Source organism: Paenibacillus sp. DCT19 (genome assembly GCF_003268635.1).
Classification (GTDB): domain Bacteria; phylum Bacillota; class Bacilli; order Paenibacillales; family Paenibacillaceae; genus Paenibacillus.
This window is the reverse complement of sequence record NZ_CP029639.1, coordinates 3,253,873-3,272,507: the sequence shown is the minus strand read 5'-3', so window position 1 is coordinate 3,272,507 and position 18,635 is coordinate 3,253,873. Positions and strand designations below refer to the sequence as shown.

General features: G+C 45.6%; 9 protein-coding genes and 1 pseudogene. 2 read left to right on the top strand and 8 right to left on the bottom strand.

Going from position 1 to position 18,635, the window contains the following annotated elements:
• Nucleotides 1-21: 21 nt before the first annotated feature.
• From DMB88_RS14880 to DMB88_RS14850, 7 genes are all read right to left on the bottom strand, one after another.
• Entirely contained in the window at nucleotides 22-1,740 is a 1,719-nt protein-coding gene (locus DMB88_RS14880) for an Ig-like domain repeat protein (RefSeq protein WP_128101974.1), read from the bottom strand.
• A gap of 167 nt (nucleotides 1,741-1,907) precedes the next feature.
• Complete coding sequence (locus tag DMB88_RS14875; protein ID WP_128101973.1) at nucleotides 1,908-6,290, bottom strand: helix-turn-helix transcriptional regulator; 4,383 nt, start codon at nucleotides 6,288-6,290, stop codon at nucleotides 1,908-1,910.
• A gap of 305 nt (nucleotides 6,291-6,595) precedes the next feature.
• Entirely contained in the window at nucleotides 6,596-8,176 is a 1,581-nt protein-coding gene (locus tag DMB88_RS14870; RefSeq protein WP_128101972.1) for an S-layer homology domain-containing protein, read from the bottom strand.
• Nucleotides 8,173-8,865, bottom strand: a complete 693-nt coding sequence (locus DMB88_RS14865; protein WP_128101971.1) for an InlB B-repeat-containing protein — start codon at nucleotides 8,863-8,865, stop codon at nucleotides 8,173-8,175. Before DMB88_RS14865 ends, DMB88_RS14870 begins: the two co-directional genes overlap by 4 nt.
• Before the next feature lie 11 nt (nucleotides 8,866-8,876).
• Nucleotides 8,877-9,827: an InlB B-repeat-containing protein gene (locus DMB88_RS14860; RefSeq protein ID WP_128101970.1), complete on the bottom strand. Its 951-nt coding sequence runs from the start codon at nucleotides 9,825-9,827 to the stop codon at nucleotides 8,877-8,879.
• Nucleotides 9,776-10,360: a 6-bladed beta-propeller gene (locus tag DMB88_RS14855; protein WP_128101969.1), complete on the bottom strand. Its 585-nt coding sequence runs from the start codon at nucleotides 10,358-10,360 to the stop codon at nucleotides 9,776-9,778. The genes DMB88_RS14860 and DMB88_RS14855 overlap by 52 nt, the downstream gene beginning before the upstream one ends.
• Nucleotides 10,361-10,419: 59 nt before the next feature.
• Nucleotides 10,420-10,968, bottom strand: coding sequence for a cupin domain-containing protein (locus DMB88_RS14850; RefSeq protein WP_128101968.1), 549 nt, complete (start codon nucleotides 10,966-10,968; stop codon nucleotides 10,420-10,422).
• A gap of 498 nt (nucleotides 10,969-11,466) precedes the next feature.
• On the opposite strand from DMB88_RS14850, the gene DMB88_RS14845 reads away from it, so the two are divergent.
• Together DMB88_RS14845 and DMB88_RS14840 are read left to right on the top strand one after the other, a co-directional pair.
• Nucleotides 11,467-11,718, top strand: a complete 252-nt coding sequence (locus DMB88_RS14845; RefSeq protein ID WP_128101967.1) for a (4Fe-4S)-binding protein — start codon at nucleotides 11,467-11,469, stop codon at nucleotides 11,716-11,718.
• Nucleotides 11,711-11,992 carry a GNAT family N-acetyltransferase gene (locus DMB88_RS14840; RefSeq protein ID WP_128101966.1) on the top strand — a complete coding sequence of 94 codons (282 nt, stop codon included), beginning with the start codon at nucleotides 11,711-11,713 and terminating at the stop codon, nucleotides 11,990-11,992. Before DMB88_RS14845 ends, DMB88_RS14840 begins: the two co-directional genes overlap by 8 nt.
• Before the next feature lie 223 nt (nucleotides 11,993-12,215).
• Here DMB88_RS14840 and DMB88_RS32025 read toward each other — a convergent pair.
• Nucleotides 12,216-18,533, bottom strand: a pseudogene (locus DMB88_RS32025) (GDSL-type esterase/lipase family protein).
• Nucleotides 18,534-18,635: the final 102 nt, after the last annotated feature.

Below are 18,635 nucleotides of genomic sequence, written 5' to 3'. Positions count from 1 at the left end.
AAGTGTAACTTCCTCCTTCCGCTACACCGCTGACAACAGGGGGATCGTATCCAGCGTTACCGTTGTGCTATATAGTGGAGATACGCGTCCTGCTTCATCAATTAACTCTACTGTAATAGCTTTTTCTCCATCCGAGCTTCCTACGTTAATAGTAAAGCTATTTGTATACGCTATAGTCGTTGGAGGTAATCCGTTAAGCGTGTAGCGAATGCTCACGATATCCGTCACGCCTGCTGTTGGTGTTATATCAACGTATACGTTTGAGTCATTTGTAAAAGCACTACCATCATTTACAACAACCGTACCTGTTGGAGGTGTTGTATCCAATATAATACTGTCTTGAATGACGGTAATATTGCCTGCTCGATCAATTAAACGAACATATACCGTTTTATTTCCATCACCAGCAGGTAACGTATAGCTTTTTATGGAACTAAAGGCTTCAACTCCTGACCAAGAACTATTGTTATTAGAAAATTGTACGGCTACCACATCTGTTACACCGTTGCCTAATGATAGATTAAGCGTTATTTCACGATTAGTTGTATACACGTTGCCATTATTAATAACAATAGAGCCTGTTGGCACTTCGGTATCCCGTGTTATGGTTTTTTGATATTCAATTGATTGGTTCCCTGCACGATCAACTAGTTTAAATCTCAAAACTTTATCTCCATCAGTAAATCCTATTGATAGCATAAAGCTTGGTACATAAGGCATCTGTGTATAGGGGCTTCCGTTAAGCGAATATTGGATATGCGTAATATCAGTTACTCCAGGATCTGGATTTATTGAAATAAGTACAGCCGAACCATTCGTGTATTCGTTGCCTAGATTTACAATAATCGTCCCTGTTGGAGGGGTCTTATCTATTCGAAATTGAATCGTTTCTAATTGACTGCCTGCTGTAACCGTTAACGTGTACGAGCCTTCAGCAGTAAGCTGTGTTCCACTTGTAAATGGACTTCCATTCAAAGTTGCTGTACCCGTGTTAAATGTTGGCGTTACATTTGTATTGTATAGACCTCCATCTGCGACTCCAGTTATTTCAATATTCGCAATTTCAGAATACGTAATAATTAAATATGGACCCAGACTGCCGCCATGTGCATGATTTTCGGTCATTTGTATAAAATGATCAGCATAGGTTATTCCTGCTTCAGCTGCTTCTTGAGAAGTCATTCCTGATAGAATGAAGGTTGCTCTAGGATCAGATTTCGCTGATTCCCCTGATATATAGCTGGTAAAATTAAAGGGAGCGAGTGTAGGTTTAAGTATAGGTACATTATTGGCTAAAAGTCTTGATTGTGTAGAACCTGACGTTAGAGCTGGTGGCGATGTTATTCTACTATCCTGTGCCCAGCTATGATCTATACTCGTAGAAACTTTTAACGAAAAATTAGTTGTTGCCTGTAAAGTACCACCTGTTACAGGAATATAAAGATTTGCAGTTTCAACTTCATACCCTGTTGGGATTGGGGGTAAAGCAAACTTTAGTAATACCTGAGCCTCTAAGGGAACACTAAGTGTTCCTTGATAGCCTACTTCCAGATACCCGAGATTTTCACCCTCATAGATCATACCAGACTCATAAATCATTGTTGTATCCTCTGCTGCATAAATAGTTGACGGAACTATGTTAGCGGATGCAACGCTTTGATTATTAAAAATTACGATGCATGCCATACACACGATTACAACGAGCATACTTGCAATCGAGACAACTCTCTTTCTCACCATGTACACTTCCTTTCATACCATTCCTTATTACTCAAAATGACCTCTTTTCATTTGACTCCATCTAAACATCATAGTCTCATCTTAGGATATTTAAGTCCTACTAAAGTAGTACTCCAAAAAAACAAAGAAGCGGCCCTTTTAGGCTCGCTTCCTTGTTCGTCACTCTATCAATTGTAGCTCTCTGGCACGTAGGACAGCTTGCCCCGCCGTTTTACACCCAACTTGCCGTATATTCTAGAAGTATGTGTCTTGACCGTCGTTTCTGCAATCCCAAAGAGATCGGCAATCTCTCTGTTCGACAAACCTTTTGCAATCGCTGTAATAATTTCCGTTTCTCGTTCGGTCAGTGGTTCAGTCAGCCCCGGTTGACTGAGACTAGGCACCACGGACGAAACGTTACTTTCGGAAGTACTTGGGATTGTTGTATTCGCAGCTTCGTCTCCCAGCAGCTTGAGATAAATGATCCGTGTCGCAATAAGCTCCATCATCTGAACATCCCTTTTTGTGAACACACCCGGCATCAGTCGATTTTCCAAGTAGAGTAGATAGGAAGCTTGTTCTCCCGGAACATCAATGGACATGCACAGAATCGACCTCTGTTTACTTGCTGCGATATAAGCATCCTTCACCCAAAAACTCTGAAACGCATCATGCAGAATTAGCGGTTTCGCCGTCATCGTTGTATGACGTAAGACGCTCTCCGCATACATGCCGACTCCTTTTTCCTGATCAGTCCAGTCAGAACGGTTAGCTTCAATATAGAATTCATTATTATGACGCTTCAACAACAGACCACGCTCAGCTCCGGCTTGTCTTAAAGCCGTTTCCAAGAGATTCACCTTCCAGTCGACCTTATTCGTCTGTGCCAACCCATCGATGAGTCGTTGCACATGTTCGAGTTCTTCTTCGCTCTTCGAGCCTTCACCCATCTTGGAGCCGTTCCGTTGAGGTAGCGATGTGCCGGTTTGAGTCATTTGGATTCGATCCTGTAATACAGAACCTTCATAACGCTTATATATCGGGTCCAGCAATTTAGCATCTCTGCTTCTAATCTGAGTTACTTTGAAGGTGATTCCCCATTCAGCGTATGCCGCACATGCATCCATCATCGTAATTGCCGCTCCGGATCGGCTGTGCATATCATCTTGATAACATACCGCAAGCCGTTCGCAAGCAATGGCTTCCAGCAATACGTATTTCTCGGTTCTTGCCAGCCTGATTGCAGCCGTATATTGTTGCATGGCGCTCACCGAATTCCCTGCGATCCGTTCAGCCTCTGCTTTGATTAGCAAGTATGCAGAGGAAGTACTGTCCAAGAATCCTCGCCAACTCTTCATCAATCGCAATTGCGCGCGTATGGCCTTCCGAATCCGCTTACGTTCCTCCCTATTCGTCTCGAAATACAATCCAGCCCGTGCCAAAGTCTCGTAAACACGTTGTTTACGAATTCGCATCCAATCCAAATGCAGTTCGTTTACCCTTCCTCGCTGCGACCAATACAGAGCTTCGCTATATCTACCCGACAGGTACGCTACCTCGAGCCGACAACCGCAGCTATAATTGTCCTCGTCCCGTTGCGCCAGCTCGCTGTCAGTCGGCACCTGTGGAATAGCAACAAAACTGTCGATCAGAGAATCGTCTTGCAGCACTGTTGCGTAACTACTCGTCAGCCGCATCATGTCCTGTATCTTGTCGTCGGCAACATGTCGCATGTTCTCCTCAAAGTATTGGAGCATTTCATTTAGGATATATACATTCCCATGATTACCCATAACACTGAAAATTAAGGCAGGATTAGCAAAGTCATGATCACCTGCTTCCATCGCTTGCCGCATCGCATTGAACAGGACAACAGAAGATTCCAAAGGACTGTCCATTTGCTTGATCATTCCGATCAAAAAAGTAAAAACATGCTTTTTCCTGAATGTAGAGGTGTTCGCGATTTGCAGAAACACCTGCTCAGCAATCGGAGTCTTTCGAACGAAGCTGGGAAATGACCTTTGCACAATCAGCTCGTATGCTCCGATCATAGCGGCTAGTGACTCATTCACCCCTTTATGCAACCCATAACGAATAAATCGGGCATACAATTCCAGAAGCGATCGCGCATCATGTGCAAGCAATGGAAGAAACAACAGCTCCATTACATGACATAATTCTTCATAATCCTCATCGAGTGGGTCGGACAGCAGAAGATGCTTCTCCCGCTTTCGATGTAAAAGGATCGCGGTTCGGGTCACTTCCTTGCCTATAGACAACAGTGTACTTTTCTTCCCAAGCTTCCAACCATAGGAGCCTAGCGCCTCCATTCCAAATTGAACCGCAGTCTCATTGTCCGCGAGTGCATGGAATCGGATTAAAGGTGCCCAGATTTTGAGCCGCTCTGATCGGCTCAGTCGATCGCTGTCTTGGTTCAAGTCCACCAGCAGTTTTTTCGCCCGTACACTATTGCCACCCATATACTCCGTCCATGCTAATACCAACTGCAACCCGACATCGAGTGTAACTGGTACGTCCACTTTGTATGTTGCAAGCAGATGAAGCCCGTTTTCGGCATAATGCTTGCCTTTCGCATAGCGCGCGGATGCCAACGCCTCTTGTCCCGCTTGAAGATTGTGCTCTATTAATTGCTTCGTTTCTTGCTCTGATAATACCGAAGCTGCCAAATTCAGATGATCAATCGCTGTTCTTGACAAGTCATCGCGTGAATTCGACGTGCGATCCAGTAGCAACCGTCCAATTGCTCGGTGTCGTTGGATAATACGTTCTGAATCAAAGGCATATGCCATTCGGTGAATGAATTCATGGGAGAACACATAGGTTGTATGCCGTCCATCTTCTTGCCCTGCTTCGTCTTCCCGATAAATAAATCCTTCCGCTTCCGCCTCTTGTAGAATACGGAATACCCTATCCATTGATATGCCACACACTTCGGCCAAGAGTGTTAACTGGAATACCGGACCTATTGCAGCCGCCATAGCCAAGAACTCCTTACGATCTTCCTTGAGATTGGAGAAACTCATCTCCAGCAGCCGTAGATGTTCTTCCGACCTGCTTAGTTGCCGGGTTATTTCTGAGTCCCATACCCACTTACGTCGTTTCTCGTCAAAGTTTAGTCTGTTCTCCTTTAACCATCCCTCCAGCAAGAGACGAACCGAGCCGGGATACCCACCTGTCTGATCGTAGACAGACCGTGCCAGAAGTTGAATGCGAGCGGATTTCTCATATAGAGCATCAGAGATCAGCTGCCTTACATCCTCGTAAGCCAGCGGCGATAGAGTCACTTGTTCATCTGGATTCGCACGGCATCTTTGGCTTAACCAAACCAGAAATCCCTCTTGATCAGCTTTCGTTTCATCCTCAGTGGAAGTGATCACTTCCTCCGTACGATAAGCCCCGATTAGGAATAATCCATACGCTTTTTGTGATAATGCAAGTTCACGAATGACGTCTTGTGTTCCATTGTCAACCCACTGCAGATTGTCCATAAACAGAACAAGCGGTGGCTTGCATTCAGCCATACAACGGATCAAGTCGGGCAGAAGTTCTTCAAACCGTTCCCAGACCTTCGTAGCGTCCGAGACATGCGATACCTTCGCATCGTTGTCGAACAACAGCTTGGTCTCGGGCAAGCAGGAGACGATCACCTGCATTTCGAGCCCAAACTCGGCTTGCAGTTTGGCTTTCAGACGTGTAATGAGTTCAACTGGCTCACTCCACAGTTGATAGATCCATTCCCGCATCACTTGAAGAATCGACCCACACCGCACGTTTTGTTGGAATGGTTCCGCTTCCATGGCAATCATCCGGCCTCCATGCTGAATGACGTTTTGTTGGAGTCTATGGACAAGCGTCGTTTTGCCCGTTCCCTCCTTGCCTATCACCCAACGAAAGGCATTCATTCCTTGAAAAGCCTGCTCCAGCCCGGCCTCCATTTGCAACACTTCGGCACTGCGTCCATACCACGAATCGGATAGGGAAAGCGTACGTATTTTATCCAATCGTCCCACTTCCAATGGCGTAAACGCTCCATCGTTATCCATCATATTCTGATACAACTTCAGATCTTCAAGCACCCCATATGCACTCTGATAACGCTCCATCGGTGATTTGGCAAGTAATTTCATCAGTATCAATTGAAGTGTATCGTCTAATCCCGGTCGAATATCGGATAAAGGCTGCGGCACCTTACGGGTAAGCACGGTACCCCAGTCTTCATCATTTTCAGCATGAAAAGGCAATTGCCTGGTCAACAACTCGTAGAGAATAACACCTAATGCGTAAAGATCACTGCGTTCACTCGGCACAAGATTGAATCGCCCAGATTGCTCTGGAGAATGATAAGCTGCATGACTTTCCGTATGCCAGGATATATGCGCCGTTTTCCCCTGCCACTGCACGCTGATATGGTCAGGGCTAAGGTATCCAATGATCCTATTCTGCTCGTGTTCACGCTGCACCATTTCTGCCAGTATAATAGACAGTTCAATGAACATAGTAAGCTCTATTGGGTGATCTGTGATGTAGTCTCTTAAAATCTTGATGTTCATGCACACCTATCTAAGTTATATTTCGTTTCGGGAACAGGATTTATATCAGAATTTAATAATAAAATTTCGTTTTGATTAGATAGATTTATCTTAAATAAATTTTAATCTATGATGCTTGTAGAGTCTAGTCTGCGTGATACATAAACATTTTTTGCGAATAGGGCATAAATCACAATAAATATAAGCCGCAGCTCTCCTCTAAACGTATGTGCAGAGGGGGATAAGCTGTCTATTTTATATGATTACATCATCGTATATAGAATAAAAAAATAGAGGGCACCTGATTAGGTGCCCTCTATTAACTACTATTGCGTTGCAAGTACATCCTCTACATAGACGTTGGAAGCCGCATGAATATCGTCATACGCCCAGAACCCTTCGGCAACGTCGTTCCACTTCATGGTACTTCCCTCAATTGGCTCGCGACCTAGCAGCTTATTCAGAATAACAACAGCCTCTGCTCGTGTTAAAGGTGAATTAGGACGAAACTTGCCGCTGGCGTAACCATTCATCATACCTGAGACTTGAACCTTAGCGATCGCAGCTTTGGCCCAATGTCCTCTCACATCCGTGAAGGTTATCTCATTCACTTCGGAATGTTCAATGAATCTTGCTACAATGGCTGCCATCTCGGCACGCGTAATCGTCTTGCCAGGCAGGAAGCTTCCGCTGAATTGCCCGATCATCCAGCCATTAGCCGATACGAGGGTAATCGCATCCTTTGCCCAATAAGACGTGTCAACATCGTTAAAGCCGAGACTAGATGGTTCATTCATACTACGATCGTCGAAAATTCGGGAGAGCAACACCGCCATTTCAGCACGCGTTATCGGCGTATTAGGCCGGAACGTACCGTCTTCATAGCCTGTAATGTAAGCGTCATGATGCTTGATGATCAGTGCCTCTGAGCGAACGATGACGAATGTGCTGAAACGATCGATCGCAAAACGAATCCCCTTTTGACCAGACTTGTCGTAAATCACAACTTCTCCTCTCAGTAGCTCAACCGTACCATCACTATGCTTGATAAAGACGGCCAGATTTTCCGCCTCAGCCTCGCTAATGTTCAGATCACTCAGAGGGAGAGTAATCTCCGATTGCAGACTCGACACATTCGTCTTAATACTGACGGGAGGATCGACAACCGAAATCGAGGAAGTTCCTATGCGTTCAAGCACGGATGGATTTGTTTCAACCAGCTGCTGAAGCGCAGAGCGTTCACTCTCCGAATGGAGCGGGACAATCTCAAATGTGGTATCACCACTGAGCTTAGCCAAGGTATACTTTGATAGATGAATAGATCCTTTCGTTGTGACAACCTCAAGATCAATGCCCATGTTGGCAAGCAGTGCAACTGCCCCCTTCTGCAGACTCATCGTCCATTCGGATACTTCATCCTTGTCATTCGGCAGAACCAGCCTTGCTACAGAGACGTTTTTTCCCTCCAATGCAGTTCTAAGTTGTTGCGATTGCTGTGCAGTCATGATGATATCATCCTTCTTTTTGCCCAATGAATCCGTCGTACGGGTAATCGTCACTGACAACAAAACGTCTCCACCCTCACTCTCTATAGGGACTTGGATCGTTTGAACGTTAGATTTCGAGGGTATCGGGTTGTTGACTATAGGATGGTTAACTACAGGATTATCAATCGAGTCGGATGCTCGTCTCACCTGGATCGAGTAAGTGAGCGTCGTTACTCCGTCAGCAGCGGTAACAATAATGTCGACTCGATTATTACCGGCATAGAGCGAGATCGGTTGAGATGGACTGCCACTAACTATGGCTTGACCGTTTATAACCACCGTTGCATTAGGATCGGAAGGTGCCGCTGTAACATCAACACTTTTTATACTCGAACCGACATTCGTGGTATAGGTGGTCATACCCGAACTGAACCCGGCGTCAACGCTGTACCCGATATAGACAGATGAGTCAGCTTAGCATCATTGTTGATAATGGGGGTAATCGCATTCCACTTTGCATATAACGTCATATGGTTTGCACCCATCACAAACGTTGAACCTTCCGCATAATCTTTGCCAGTTCCAGACGCACTGTTGTTCCAGCCCGCAAACGTAAAGCCGTCCTTTGTCAATACGCCGCTATTGCCCACTACACGTACTGTCTCTCCACTAACATGTGAGTATACGTCTGACGTGACACTGCCCCCCGTGTTTCCGTTGCCATCATAGCGCAGTGTATATTGATTATGCCCATTAACGATGATGCCGGCAGTGGATGGAATCACAGCCCCTGTTAGAGATAAGGACGCATTGACTCCGGCATTGCTCCGCACAGTTCCTCCGTTAAGCGCAAAAGCGACGATGCTAATTCCGTTGGAGTCCGAATCCCCATTTTGAACCGTATAGTTAAAGTTTAAGGTAGAGGAACCACTGCTGCCTACATAATTTGCTTGCCGTATAATGCCACCAATGTTAAGTCCCAGCGACGAAAAGCCATATACCGTCACGGGTTCGTTGAAATTGATCCTAAAGTTGAGCGTATCACCAGCTGTATAGTTGCCGTTCGCCGGCACAATCACAGAAGTGATGGTCGGAACCGCACTCGGCACAGCATTGACTTCTAATGAAGCCCCGCTTGCCCCCTACGATTGAACGCTTCTATTTTGAAAAAAGTACGTGTGCCGTTTGTAAGCTTTTCATATGTGTAATGAAGTACAGACCGATCAGTTATTATAATGGGAGCTCCATACGAGCCAGTCTCTGTCCTTTGGTAAAGGTTATACCCGTCTGCGTTGGGAATGGCTTTCCATTTAAGCGTGACGGAAGAGTCACCTGCTTCAACGGAACGAATGACTGGAATGGACGGGTAATTCAACGTCCACTTGGCGTAAAGCGTATGATCTTCTAAACTGGTGACACGAGAGGTATTGGTTACTTCAAGTCCTGCTCCATCGGCTTCAGTAAACCACCCTTCAAATGTATAACCTTCTCGCTCCGGCTTAGGCAAATGATCTACGGTCACGCCATCCGAACCTTCGCCATACGTCGCATGATATTGCTTGACTTGTTCAGCTGGATGCACCGTTCCGCCTTGTGCATCCAGCTGAACTTTAAGTGCTTCGGGAACTGTAATTGTGCCAGACCACCTATTGAGGAAATTTCCATTCGCATTGAATTTTTGGACTTGATGATTGGTAGCTTCGGATACATAGACGTCACCGTTTCGATCAAGCGCTACACCGTTTGGAAAACTGAATTGTCCATCTCCACTCCCCGCGCTGCCCCATTGACTTATAAAATTTCCATCCAGATCAAACTTTTGGATTCGATTGTTTTGAGCATCGGGGACGTAGATATGACCGTTTCTGTTATCGACCGTAATATCAAAAGGAAATCGAAACTGTCCATCATCAGACCCTTGACTTCCCCATTTGTTCAAGAATATGCCATTAGCATCAAATTCTTGGATCCGATGCAATTCGGAATCCGTTACATAGACGTGACCCCTTCCATCAATCGCTATCCCGTAGGGGCGGTTAAACTGCCCGTCTCCATTGCCCTGACTCCCCATTGGCCTAGAAAGTTTCCGTTGGTGTCAAATCGTTGGATTCTTTGGTTATCACGATCGCCCACATACAGGATATCGTTAGAAGCGATTGCAATTCCTGAAGGATTTCGAAATTGCCCATCTCCACTGCCCAGACTTCCCCATTGCGCCAGATAGTTGCCATTCGCGTCAAATTTCTGGATTCGGTGGTTCTCTCTATCCACAACATATATATTGCTGTGTGAATCGAAGGCGATCCCACTAGGGTAATTAAATTGTCCATTGCCGCTTCCCATCCCGCCCCACTCCGCAATATATCTCCCAACAGGATCTAATACTACGATTCGATTTTTACCATAGTCAGCAACGTGGATCATGCCTTGATCATTTATGGCTAGAGCAACAGGTGTTTTAAACAAAATAGGATTTTGAGCCATCACCGAGCTGACTTCACTTTCCTCGTATGCCCCAGCTGCGGAATACGTATTGACGAATAGCATTATGACGACTAATGAAATTAACCATCGTTTTTTATTGATTATCCAATGTTGACGCATGTTTACGATCTTCCCCCTTGCCTATTTTTAACTTTTCCAGTTATCCTTCTCATCGTTCATCAGAATTCCTGTCCCGTATACTTTTCTAGCACAGCATAAATGCCTTTTTTACGAGCACGCTTGATGATTAGTCCAAAGAGACAACGTTGCAGCCAGAGTGGAATACCAACGATCAGTGTGTTCTGTAATGTTAATATTAAAGCGGTATGGGCGAGAGATTTGGGATTGCCCTTCTCATCGGTTAATCCATCGTTCATAAGCCCGTAATGAATGCGAACGGATTGCTCGAACTTGCTTGGTGGAGTTAATCGAACGCGAAATATAACAGGAGTATCGTGCTCGTTTGTAAATGTGTGTGGTGTTCTGAGCGGGGCAATACAACCTTCTCCAGTCTCTAACAAGTGCTTTGTCTTACCCAAGGTAACTGTGAGCGTACCAGCGATCACTTCAAATTCCTCTTCGAAGTGATCATGAATATGTAGGGGTGGACCTTTGCCACGTGGCGGTAGTGCGACTTCAATTAATAAATATTCACCGTTCGTATCCTTTGCCGTCTCTATAAACGTAATTTGTTCACCTGTTACTTTATTCGTAACCGTTTGTTTCACTCATGATCGCTCCTTGTATTCATTTCGTTGCATTTCAGATAAAAGTATCCTCATTGTCTTCACACAAAAAAAGCTCCTATAATTCTACGACATCTAAACATTGTAGAGAGAATTATAGGAGCTTGTAGTCATACGAAAGTAGTACACTGCGATGAAGAATACGATAACTTACTACTAATAATAATTTACTCAGTCACAGTTAAAGCCTCAATAGCTACTTGCGCTGGATTCTTTGTTTATTTCGGCAATCAGTACAAGTTCTTGTCCTTCGATATGCTTGCCAAGCCAATTGTTCTCTTTTAAAGGACAGCTTGCACCAATGTATAAGAAGATTCGTCACGTTGACTTATCTAGGATTCCTCATTATAATTCGGACATCGAGAGACTGACAGACACGGCTTGCCATGAATACCTATTGGAAAGAATTCTGACGGCTCTCAATTAAAGAATGAATCTAGATCTGTAAACAAACTTTAAAGTGAAAGATGTGAAGGAACTATGACTAAGGAGAAAGTATACTACGGTAAAGACATCGAGGTCATGTTTAATTCGGATGTCTGTATTCATTCCGGCATTTGCGTAAAAGGTCTGCCTGGGGTTTTTAATTTAAGTAAACGTCCTTGGATTGATCCAGATGCGGACACTTCGGAGGGCATTGCCCGGCATATTGACACTTGTCCAAGCGGAGCATTGACGTATAAACTTCTGGACGGTAAATATTCAACAAGGAAAGAGGATGAACATGCATAACGTAGAACATGAACCAGCTAATAAAAGATTTCTTATTCAAGATAACGGCGACATAGCCGCAGTAATGACGTATGTGATCTCAAGTCCGGAACTCTACATTATTGATCATACTTTAGTTGAAAATGCTTATCGAGGACAAGGTCTTGGCGATAAACTGCTCAAAGCGATGGTGGAGTACGCACGTGAAAACGGTATTAAGATTTTACCCTTATGCCCGTTTGCCAAAGGACGATTTGATCGTATCTCTGAATACGCGGATGTCCTCAATAAATAATAACTAAGCACGTATGGATGACAATTTCTCCATAGGTCAATTTCCTTTCATGCTTGCAGATGAATATTAAAATCAGTCAAACGCTCTTACACGGAGCGCATATAAAAAGGTGCTATTCCTCAAATTTATGAGAAATAGCACCTTTTTGTTTCTAATAATATTGTACTCTAGTTGTAGCTTTAATTACCACATATTAATGGAATACTTCAAACGTTACAGTTTACTATCGTACCGTCACTTGTAATGGATATGATCTGGTTGCCCCGGAAGAATTACGAAGTACAGCTTCATACTCATAGCTTCCTGGTGATCTTCCAGAGATGGCGGTAACCGCAGACTGTGCATTAGGTGTATTCGTTTGTAGCGATTGTGTATCGATCAGAACTCCATTCTCATATAGCTCATATTCAGTAGCATTTGTTCCCCACCACAGGTTCATCGTGACGTTATAGTTACCATCACCATCCCAGTTGTCGTTCGACAGTACAGCTTGCCCTGGGGTTGCATCTGTAACGATGACGGTCAATGGAACACTCATGGTCGTACCTAGTGCATTGATTAATTCCCCGGTATAAATATAGGTACCATTTTTCTTTCCAGTAATATCAACTTTTACAGACTGAGCGGATGGCGATTGATCAACCAGAGAAACCTCTTTAATCAACTCACCATTCTCATACAGTTTGAACTGGTTGCCGTTATTGCCCCACCACAAATTCATCGTGACAGTATAATCTCCATCTTTCAGTCCAGTGTCGTATCCGTTATTGTCCGACAGCACCGGTGTCCCTGGAGCCCCGTTCGCTAGTGGTGTTGCTTGATGGAGCCATTCCTCCCATTTAAGCAGTACATTGGCCTGCTCATCCGTAAATACGGTTCCTCTAGCTCCTTGAACGTCACTGCCATAGGATGCGAGCAGTTGACGTGCTTTTGCTCCTTCACGATCATTCGCAGCCTGTTGCGCTTGTTGCAATGTGTTCACAAGCTGATCAGCAAGAACGCTTGCATTTGGATCGCTTGATTCGTCAGCAAAGGAGTTGGTCAGATTAATCAAGCTGTCGAATGTAGCTATCACCGCAAAGCTATATTCTACTGTCTGTTCCCAACCAGCTATGTCGGAGATTGTTGCTGTGACCTGATTCAGGCCGGGTTCCAATGTATAAGCTGGAGTGTCCAGAAGTATACCCTCTGGCTCTGCAACACCGGATACCGCATCCGAGGCTGTATAGCCAATTTCCACGTGCTGATCAATCGTGTACTCCGTTTGACCATGAATTTCGATGGTTGGTGGAACGAGATCGATGGATATGGTCAAAGTCTGCTCACTTTCCTTGTTACCATCCACATCGACGCTCCAGTAAGTGATCGTGTGTGTACCTTCCTCAGTTAGAGTCAACTGTGTGCCACTCACCGTTTCGCCACCATTGATTTGATAATAAGTCCCTTCAACCTCGGAGTCTTCGTCACTTGCTGTAAAGGTTACTTGTACTGGAGAAGTGTACCACCCGTCATGTTCTTCCCCTTCCACGGTTACCGTGGTATGCGGAGCTTCCTGATCTGGATTCTCTCCTTCCAATTTAACGTGAGCTGACAGCGGAATATTCAATTCTTTCACAAGACCTGCCACAAGTTCAGATACTTTGATTGCTCCATTCATCTGCAAATGTGTATTGTCTTCCGTTGTGCCTACCCACATAAATATCGATTTCGTTCCTTCTGTGCCAAGCTCTTGGAAATACTCCCAGCTAGCTTGGTTCAGATCAATAATGAGCGTTTCCGTCTCCTGTGCCGTTTCCTTCATCGCCTGAACGTATTCCGGAAAGCTCTTGTTCAGCACCTCTCCAGTAAAATCACGACGGTTGACTGGCGTGACCAGAACCGGAATCGCCCCTCTTTGCAGAGCACCGTTGATGTATTCTTTCAAATACACTTTAAACTGCTCTGGCGTTAGATAACGCTCTGGACGGGACGGTGTGGAATCATTATGAGACCACTGCATGAATAGATAATCGCCTTCATTGATGTCGAGCAAAATATCGTTAAGGTATCCACCGACCAGGAAGGTTTTGCTACTCAATCCCCAACTGCACGGTTATCAATGCTGACTTCATTCTGATCAAAATATTGACCCAGCGTCTCGCCCCATCCTGCCTGCGGACGATAGTTCTCTGCGTAATTGGCTACAGTGGAATCACTAGCCAGATAGACAATAGGCTTATCGCTTGCATTGTTATCCGGTAGACGCTCCAGCGTCAACGCATTGATTTTCGGTGCATTTCCAGTGAAGTTGAAGTTAAAGATTCCATCGATGAGCGCAATATCATAGGTTACTTCTTTGAACTCGCCCTTAGCAATCGTTGTGAGCGGCAGTTTGGTCATCTGCTCTACAACGACATTCGCGCTGGTTGATTCTTCTGCATCTCCTATGGTCATCGTTACACGGTAATTAGCTGGCTCCATTTCCACTAGGAAAGAAGTGCCGTTTACTCGAGTAAAATCCTCCTTGAGCGCATCCCCGGTCTCCCGGTTCTCATCTTTCGTCAAAGCAGTATCGGCAAAACCATACTTATTGCCCTCAATGTACGCTCTTTTGGCATCTACCTTGATGTATCCTTCGGCAGCACTGCCAGAACCAAAATCAAATTTGTACGTGTTGATCTCTTCGGCCGGTTCACTCGTCAAAGACTCCTTCGCGACCGTTAACATGTTAAACGTATGGTCAATTTCAGCCTGCGTTGCTTCTGTATTAAAGATAGCTTCCGCAGCTGCCAATGCCCGATTGACCACGGCTTGTGATTCTTCTGTATATGCTGACAGATCAAGCGCCTTAACTTCATCGTACAGATCAACCAAGGCTGTCTGATCGCCGCCCTCTGAAGCAAGCTGAGTTCCTTCAATTCGCACATTATCAATTTGAGTAGTCCAGTTCAGCGTACCTCCACCGCCTTTTCTCGTACCCAGGAAACGAATCGCTCTGACGTTATCTGCGTATGCGATGGAACTCATAGGAATATCTTGGATCGTCTGTGTAATAGTCGGATCCGCCTGATTCGTTAATGTCAGATCCAATGTTTTCTCTGCAAAATTAACGGATGCATCCACGTTAACCCATTGGTTCTTGGAGATCTCTGTAGCCGTTCCCCTTCAGGTATAGCTGAATCCCCTGTGCCGTAGTCAGGGTTGTATGCACCGACAAAATAATGAATTTTCGTGCTTCCGGTTTTCGTAAACAGTGTGAACAGGGCATTTTCATTCGAATCCTGAACCGTGAGGTGGCCTTCTGACGGATAGGCACTCACATTGCCAGACTGCCAGTCAAAGTTTACGTCCACTTTATCGCCGTTTACAGCATCGAACAAACGGAATACTTTCGCCCGATGACCCGATCCGGAACCTGTGACCGACAGTACCTTATTTCCTGACTGTTCAACTACTGTTCCCGCCATGGTTCCCGCAATACCAGTCGCATTCACCATCGCATACTGATAGTCCGCTGCAGCGCCTTCAAAGTCCTCTTCGTAGAGCTGGATTTCCGGCTCAGGCTCGGGTTCAGTTATATCCGGGTCAATAACCAGGGAGGAAATGCTGAGCCCCATGTCTTTGACCGCACCAGCAACCAATCCAGCAATTCGCTGTGCACCATAACTGCTGAAATGGGTGTTATCATTAATTCCATTCGGATACTTCGGATATTCACCTGGATTAGCATATAGGAATACTTTTTCCGTAGCTGTATTTCCAATTTTGTTGTAGTACGTAATGCTTAACTTGCTGAGATCAATCAGCGGCACATTCAGTTCCTGCGCCACCTCTTTGGCTGCTTGCACATAGGCCGGGAAGCTGACGTTGAACTCCTGCGTTAACGTATTGAAATCTCTGCGTCCAACCGGAGTGAGCAGTACAGGCGTAGCTCCGCGCTGTTTAGCACCGTTCACATAACGGGATAAGTAGATTTTGTAGTCCTCTGGTGATGCATACCGATCTGGTATACCTGCACTAGCGTCATTATGACCAAAGGAAATGAAGAAGAAGTCCCCTGGTTTAATGCGCTGCAGAATTGTATCCAGACGCCCATCTACCATGAACGATTTACTGCTACGTCCACCGATTGCATCGTTTACAATCACTGCTCCATTAGAGAAGTAACGTCCAAACTGTTGACCCCATCCTTCTTGCGGAGCTTGCATTTCACTGTAAGATTGCATCGTTGAGTCACCGGCCATATAGATCGTCGTTGCTGTACCAGCCTCTTTCTCCGGATATTTCTCAATAATGATGTCTTGGATGTCTATGGCTGTACCCGTGAAGAGAAAATCAAGCTGCCCATCTACTAAGGCAATATCATAAGAATACTCCAGGGGTTCTCCTGCTTTTACATTGGTTACAGCGAGCTTCTGGACAAATTCGGACTTGACCCCAACGTTCGAATCATTCGCATCGCTTCCCAATCGTAGTGTCACCTTATAGTTAGCGTTCGGCAGATCAACGGCAAATGTCGTACCTGCCGCAACAGAAACCTCGTTAACACCTACATTAACATTGCTTGTATCTGTGAACCCATATCCCGTCTCTTGTGTGTAAAGCGTATCTTGAACAACTGTACTTCCAGATGCTGTATCTGTTCCGAAATCAAAACGGTATACAGACTCCAGCATTTCCGCTGCGCGAGTCAGTGTCAGATCAGCTTTAGGGAATGAAGTTGACTCTGCTCCAAGATAAAAACCAGTATGCGGCGGCTGGTTGTAGGCAACATTTTGCCAAGCTACGCCCAGTCGGTACACAGGATCCTGCATCAGTGTAGGGATGCGATAGTCTGTAGGAATGGTCGTTGTATAGAGACGATACTCTGAACTATCTTCACTCCGCAGCAGAATTTCCTCACGCCAATCCCCTAGAATATCCGCCTGAAGCGCCGGATTTCCTTTGGTATGGTTGTTTGTTAACGTACCGGTCGCCCGGAAGATTTCATCAAGCTTTTTGTTTTCATAATCCCATTTATAAATGAGCGGAATGCCTCTGGCAGTACTGTTATCCCATTCATGGTCAAACAGCTCCCGCTGAAGATCTCCATCCCACCAAATGGCGAAGTTTGCGGTTTTTGGTCCTTCTTCCGCAGTGTAGATAGCCTCTCCGGCAGCCGAGTAGGTACTCGTTACAGGCACACTTTGTCCGTTAGTAATCGTCGTTGCCCATGATTCGTATCCTGGATGGTTCGGATCAATGTCTGCAGACATCCCACGACCTGTGTCAAAACCTGTTTTTTCTCCCCAGAGAATTTCACCTGTAGCAGCATCGCGCATCTCAAGTCCGTATGCAGCATTGGAATGCTCATGCACACTTACGACCTGATGACCCTCACGGTTCGGATCGAGCTTGCCCGCGTGCATAGCGTCTCCATGACCGAGTCCGGTGCTATACATCAAGCTGCCATCATCGTCGATCGCTAAAGCGCCAAACATGATCTCGTCCTTGCCATCATTGTCAGCATCCAGCACACTTAGATTGTGGTTACCTTGTGCCTGATATTGCGATCCTGCCTCATTGGTGTCAAACCGCCAGCGCTTGACGAGTTCTCCGCCAACATAATCATAAGCAACAAGCACGGTGCGCGTATAATACCCCGGCTCATTACCACACTTGGCTTCGTACCGTCCAGATAAGCAATGGCGCCAAGGAAACGGTCTACACGGTTACCGTAGCCATCGCCCCAATCGCTGACGTTACCTCTTGGAGGATCATAATCCACGGATGATACGGCAGCTCCGGTCTCACCGTTGAACAGCGTGAGATATTCTGGACCTGTCAGTATGTATCCGCCTTCATTGCGGTAATCTTTCGTGCCGTCGCCAATGACCGTACCCTGTCCGTCTTTCGTGCCGTCTGCGGTCTTTACCACAACTTCGGCTTTACCGTCGCCATCCAGATCGTATACCATTAATTGCGTATAATGCGCTCCGGCGCGGATGTTGACACCAAGATCAATCCTCCACAGCTTCGTGCCGTCTAGTTTGATCGCATCGATATACACATTACCAGTGTATCCTGCCTGCGAATTGTCCTTGGAATTGCTTGGACTCCACAGAAAGACGATCTCATATTCGCCATCACCATCCAAGTCCGCTACAGAAGCGTCACCCGCATAGTAGGAGTAAGTCCCACCGTCCTTGGTTCGACCGTCAGCCGGTTTATCAAGCGGAATCGGTAGATAATCGTTATGCCAGACCGATACAACCTCTGGCTCCATCTGCTCCTTGCCCGCAATGATCGTGGAAATCTGATATTGTGAGCTGTCAAAGCCCGTTGTGTCTACATAGTTTGTCACGTCGCTTATAGGCGACGCGTTAACTTTCGTTCCGTTTTTATATATGTTGAAAGCGATCTCATCAGGATCATTGTTTAAATACCTCCAGCTTAAGAAAACACCGTTGTCCACGAGTACCGCAACCAGACCACGGTTCAGATATTCCCCCTGACGACCCGCCTTGATGTCGGATGTCTCTGCACGTGCCGGAGCGGGAGGTACAGCCAATGAAATTACCATAAGGAATGCTAGAAAAGATACAAACATCGATTTCTGGATGGAAACAGTTCTTCGGTTCATCGGATTAGCTCCTCCTTTATCCAAAAATTAAAATCTGCCTTA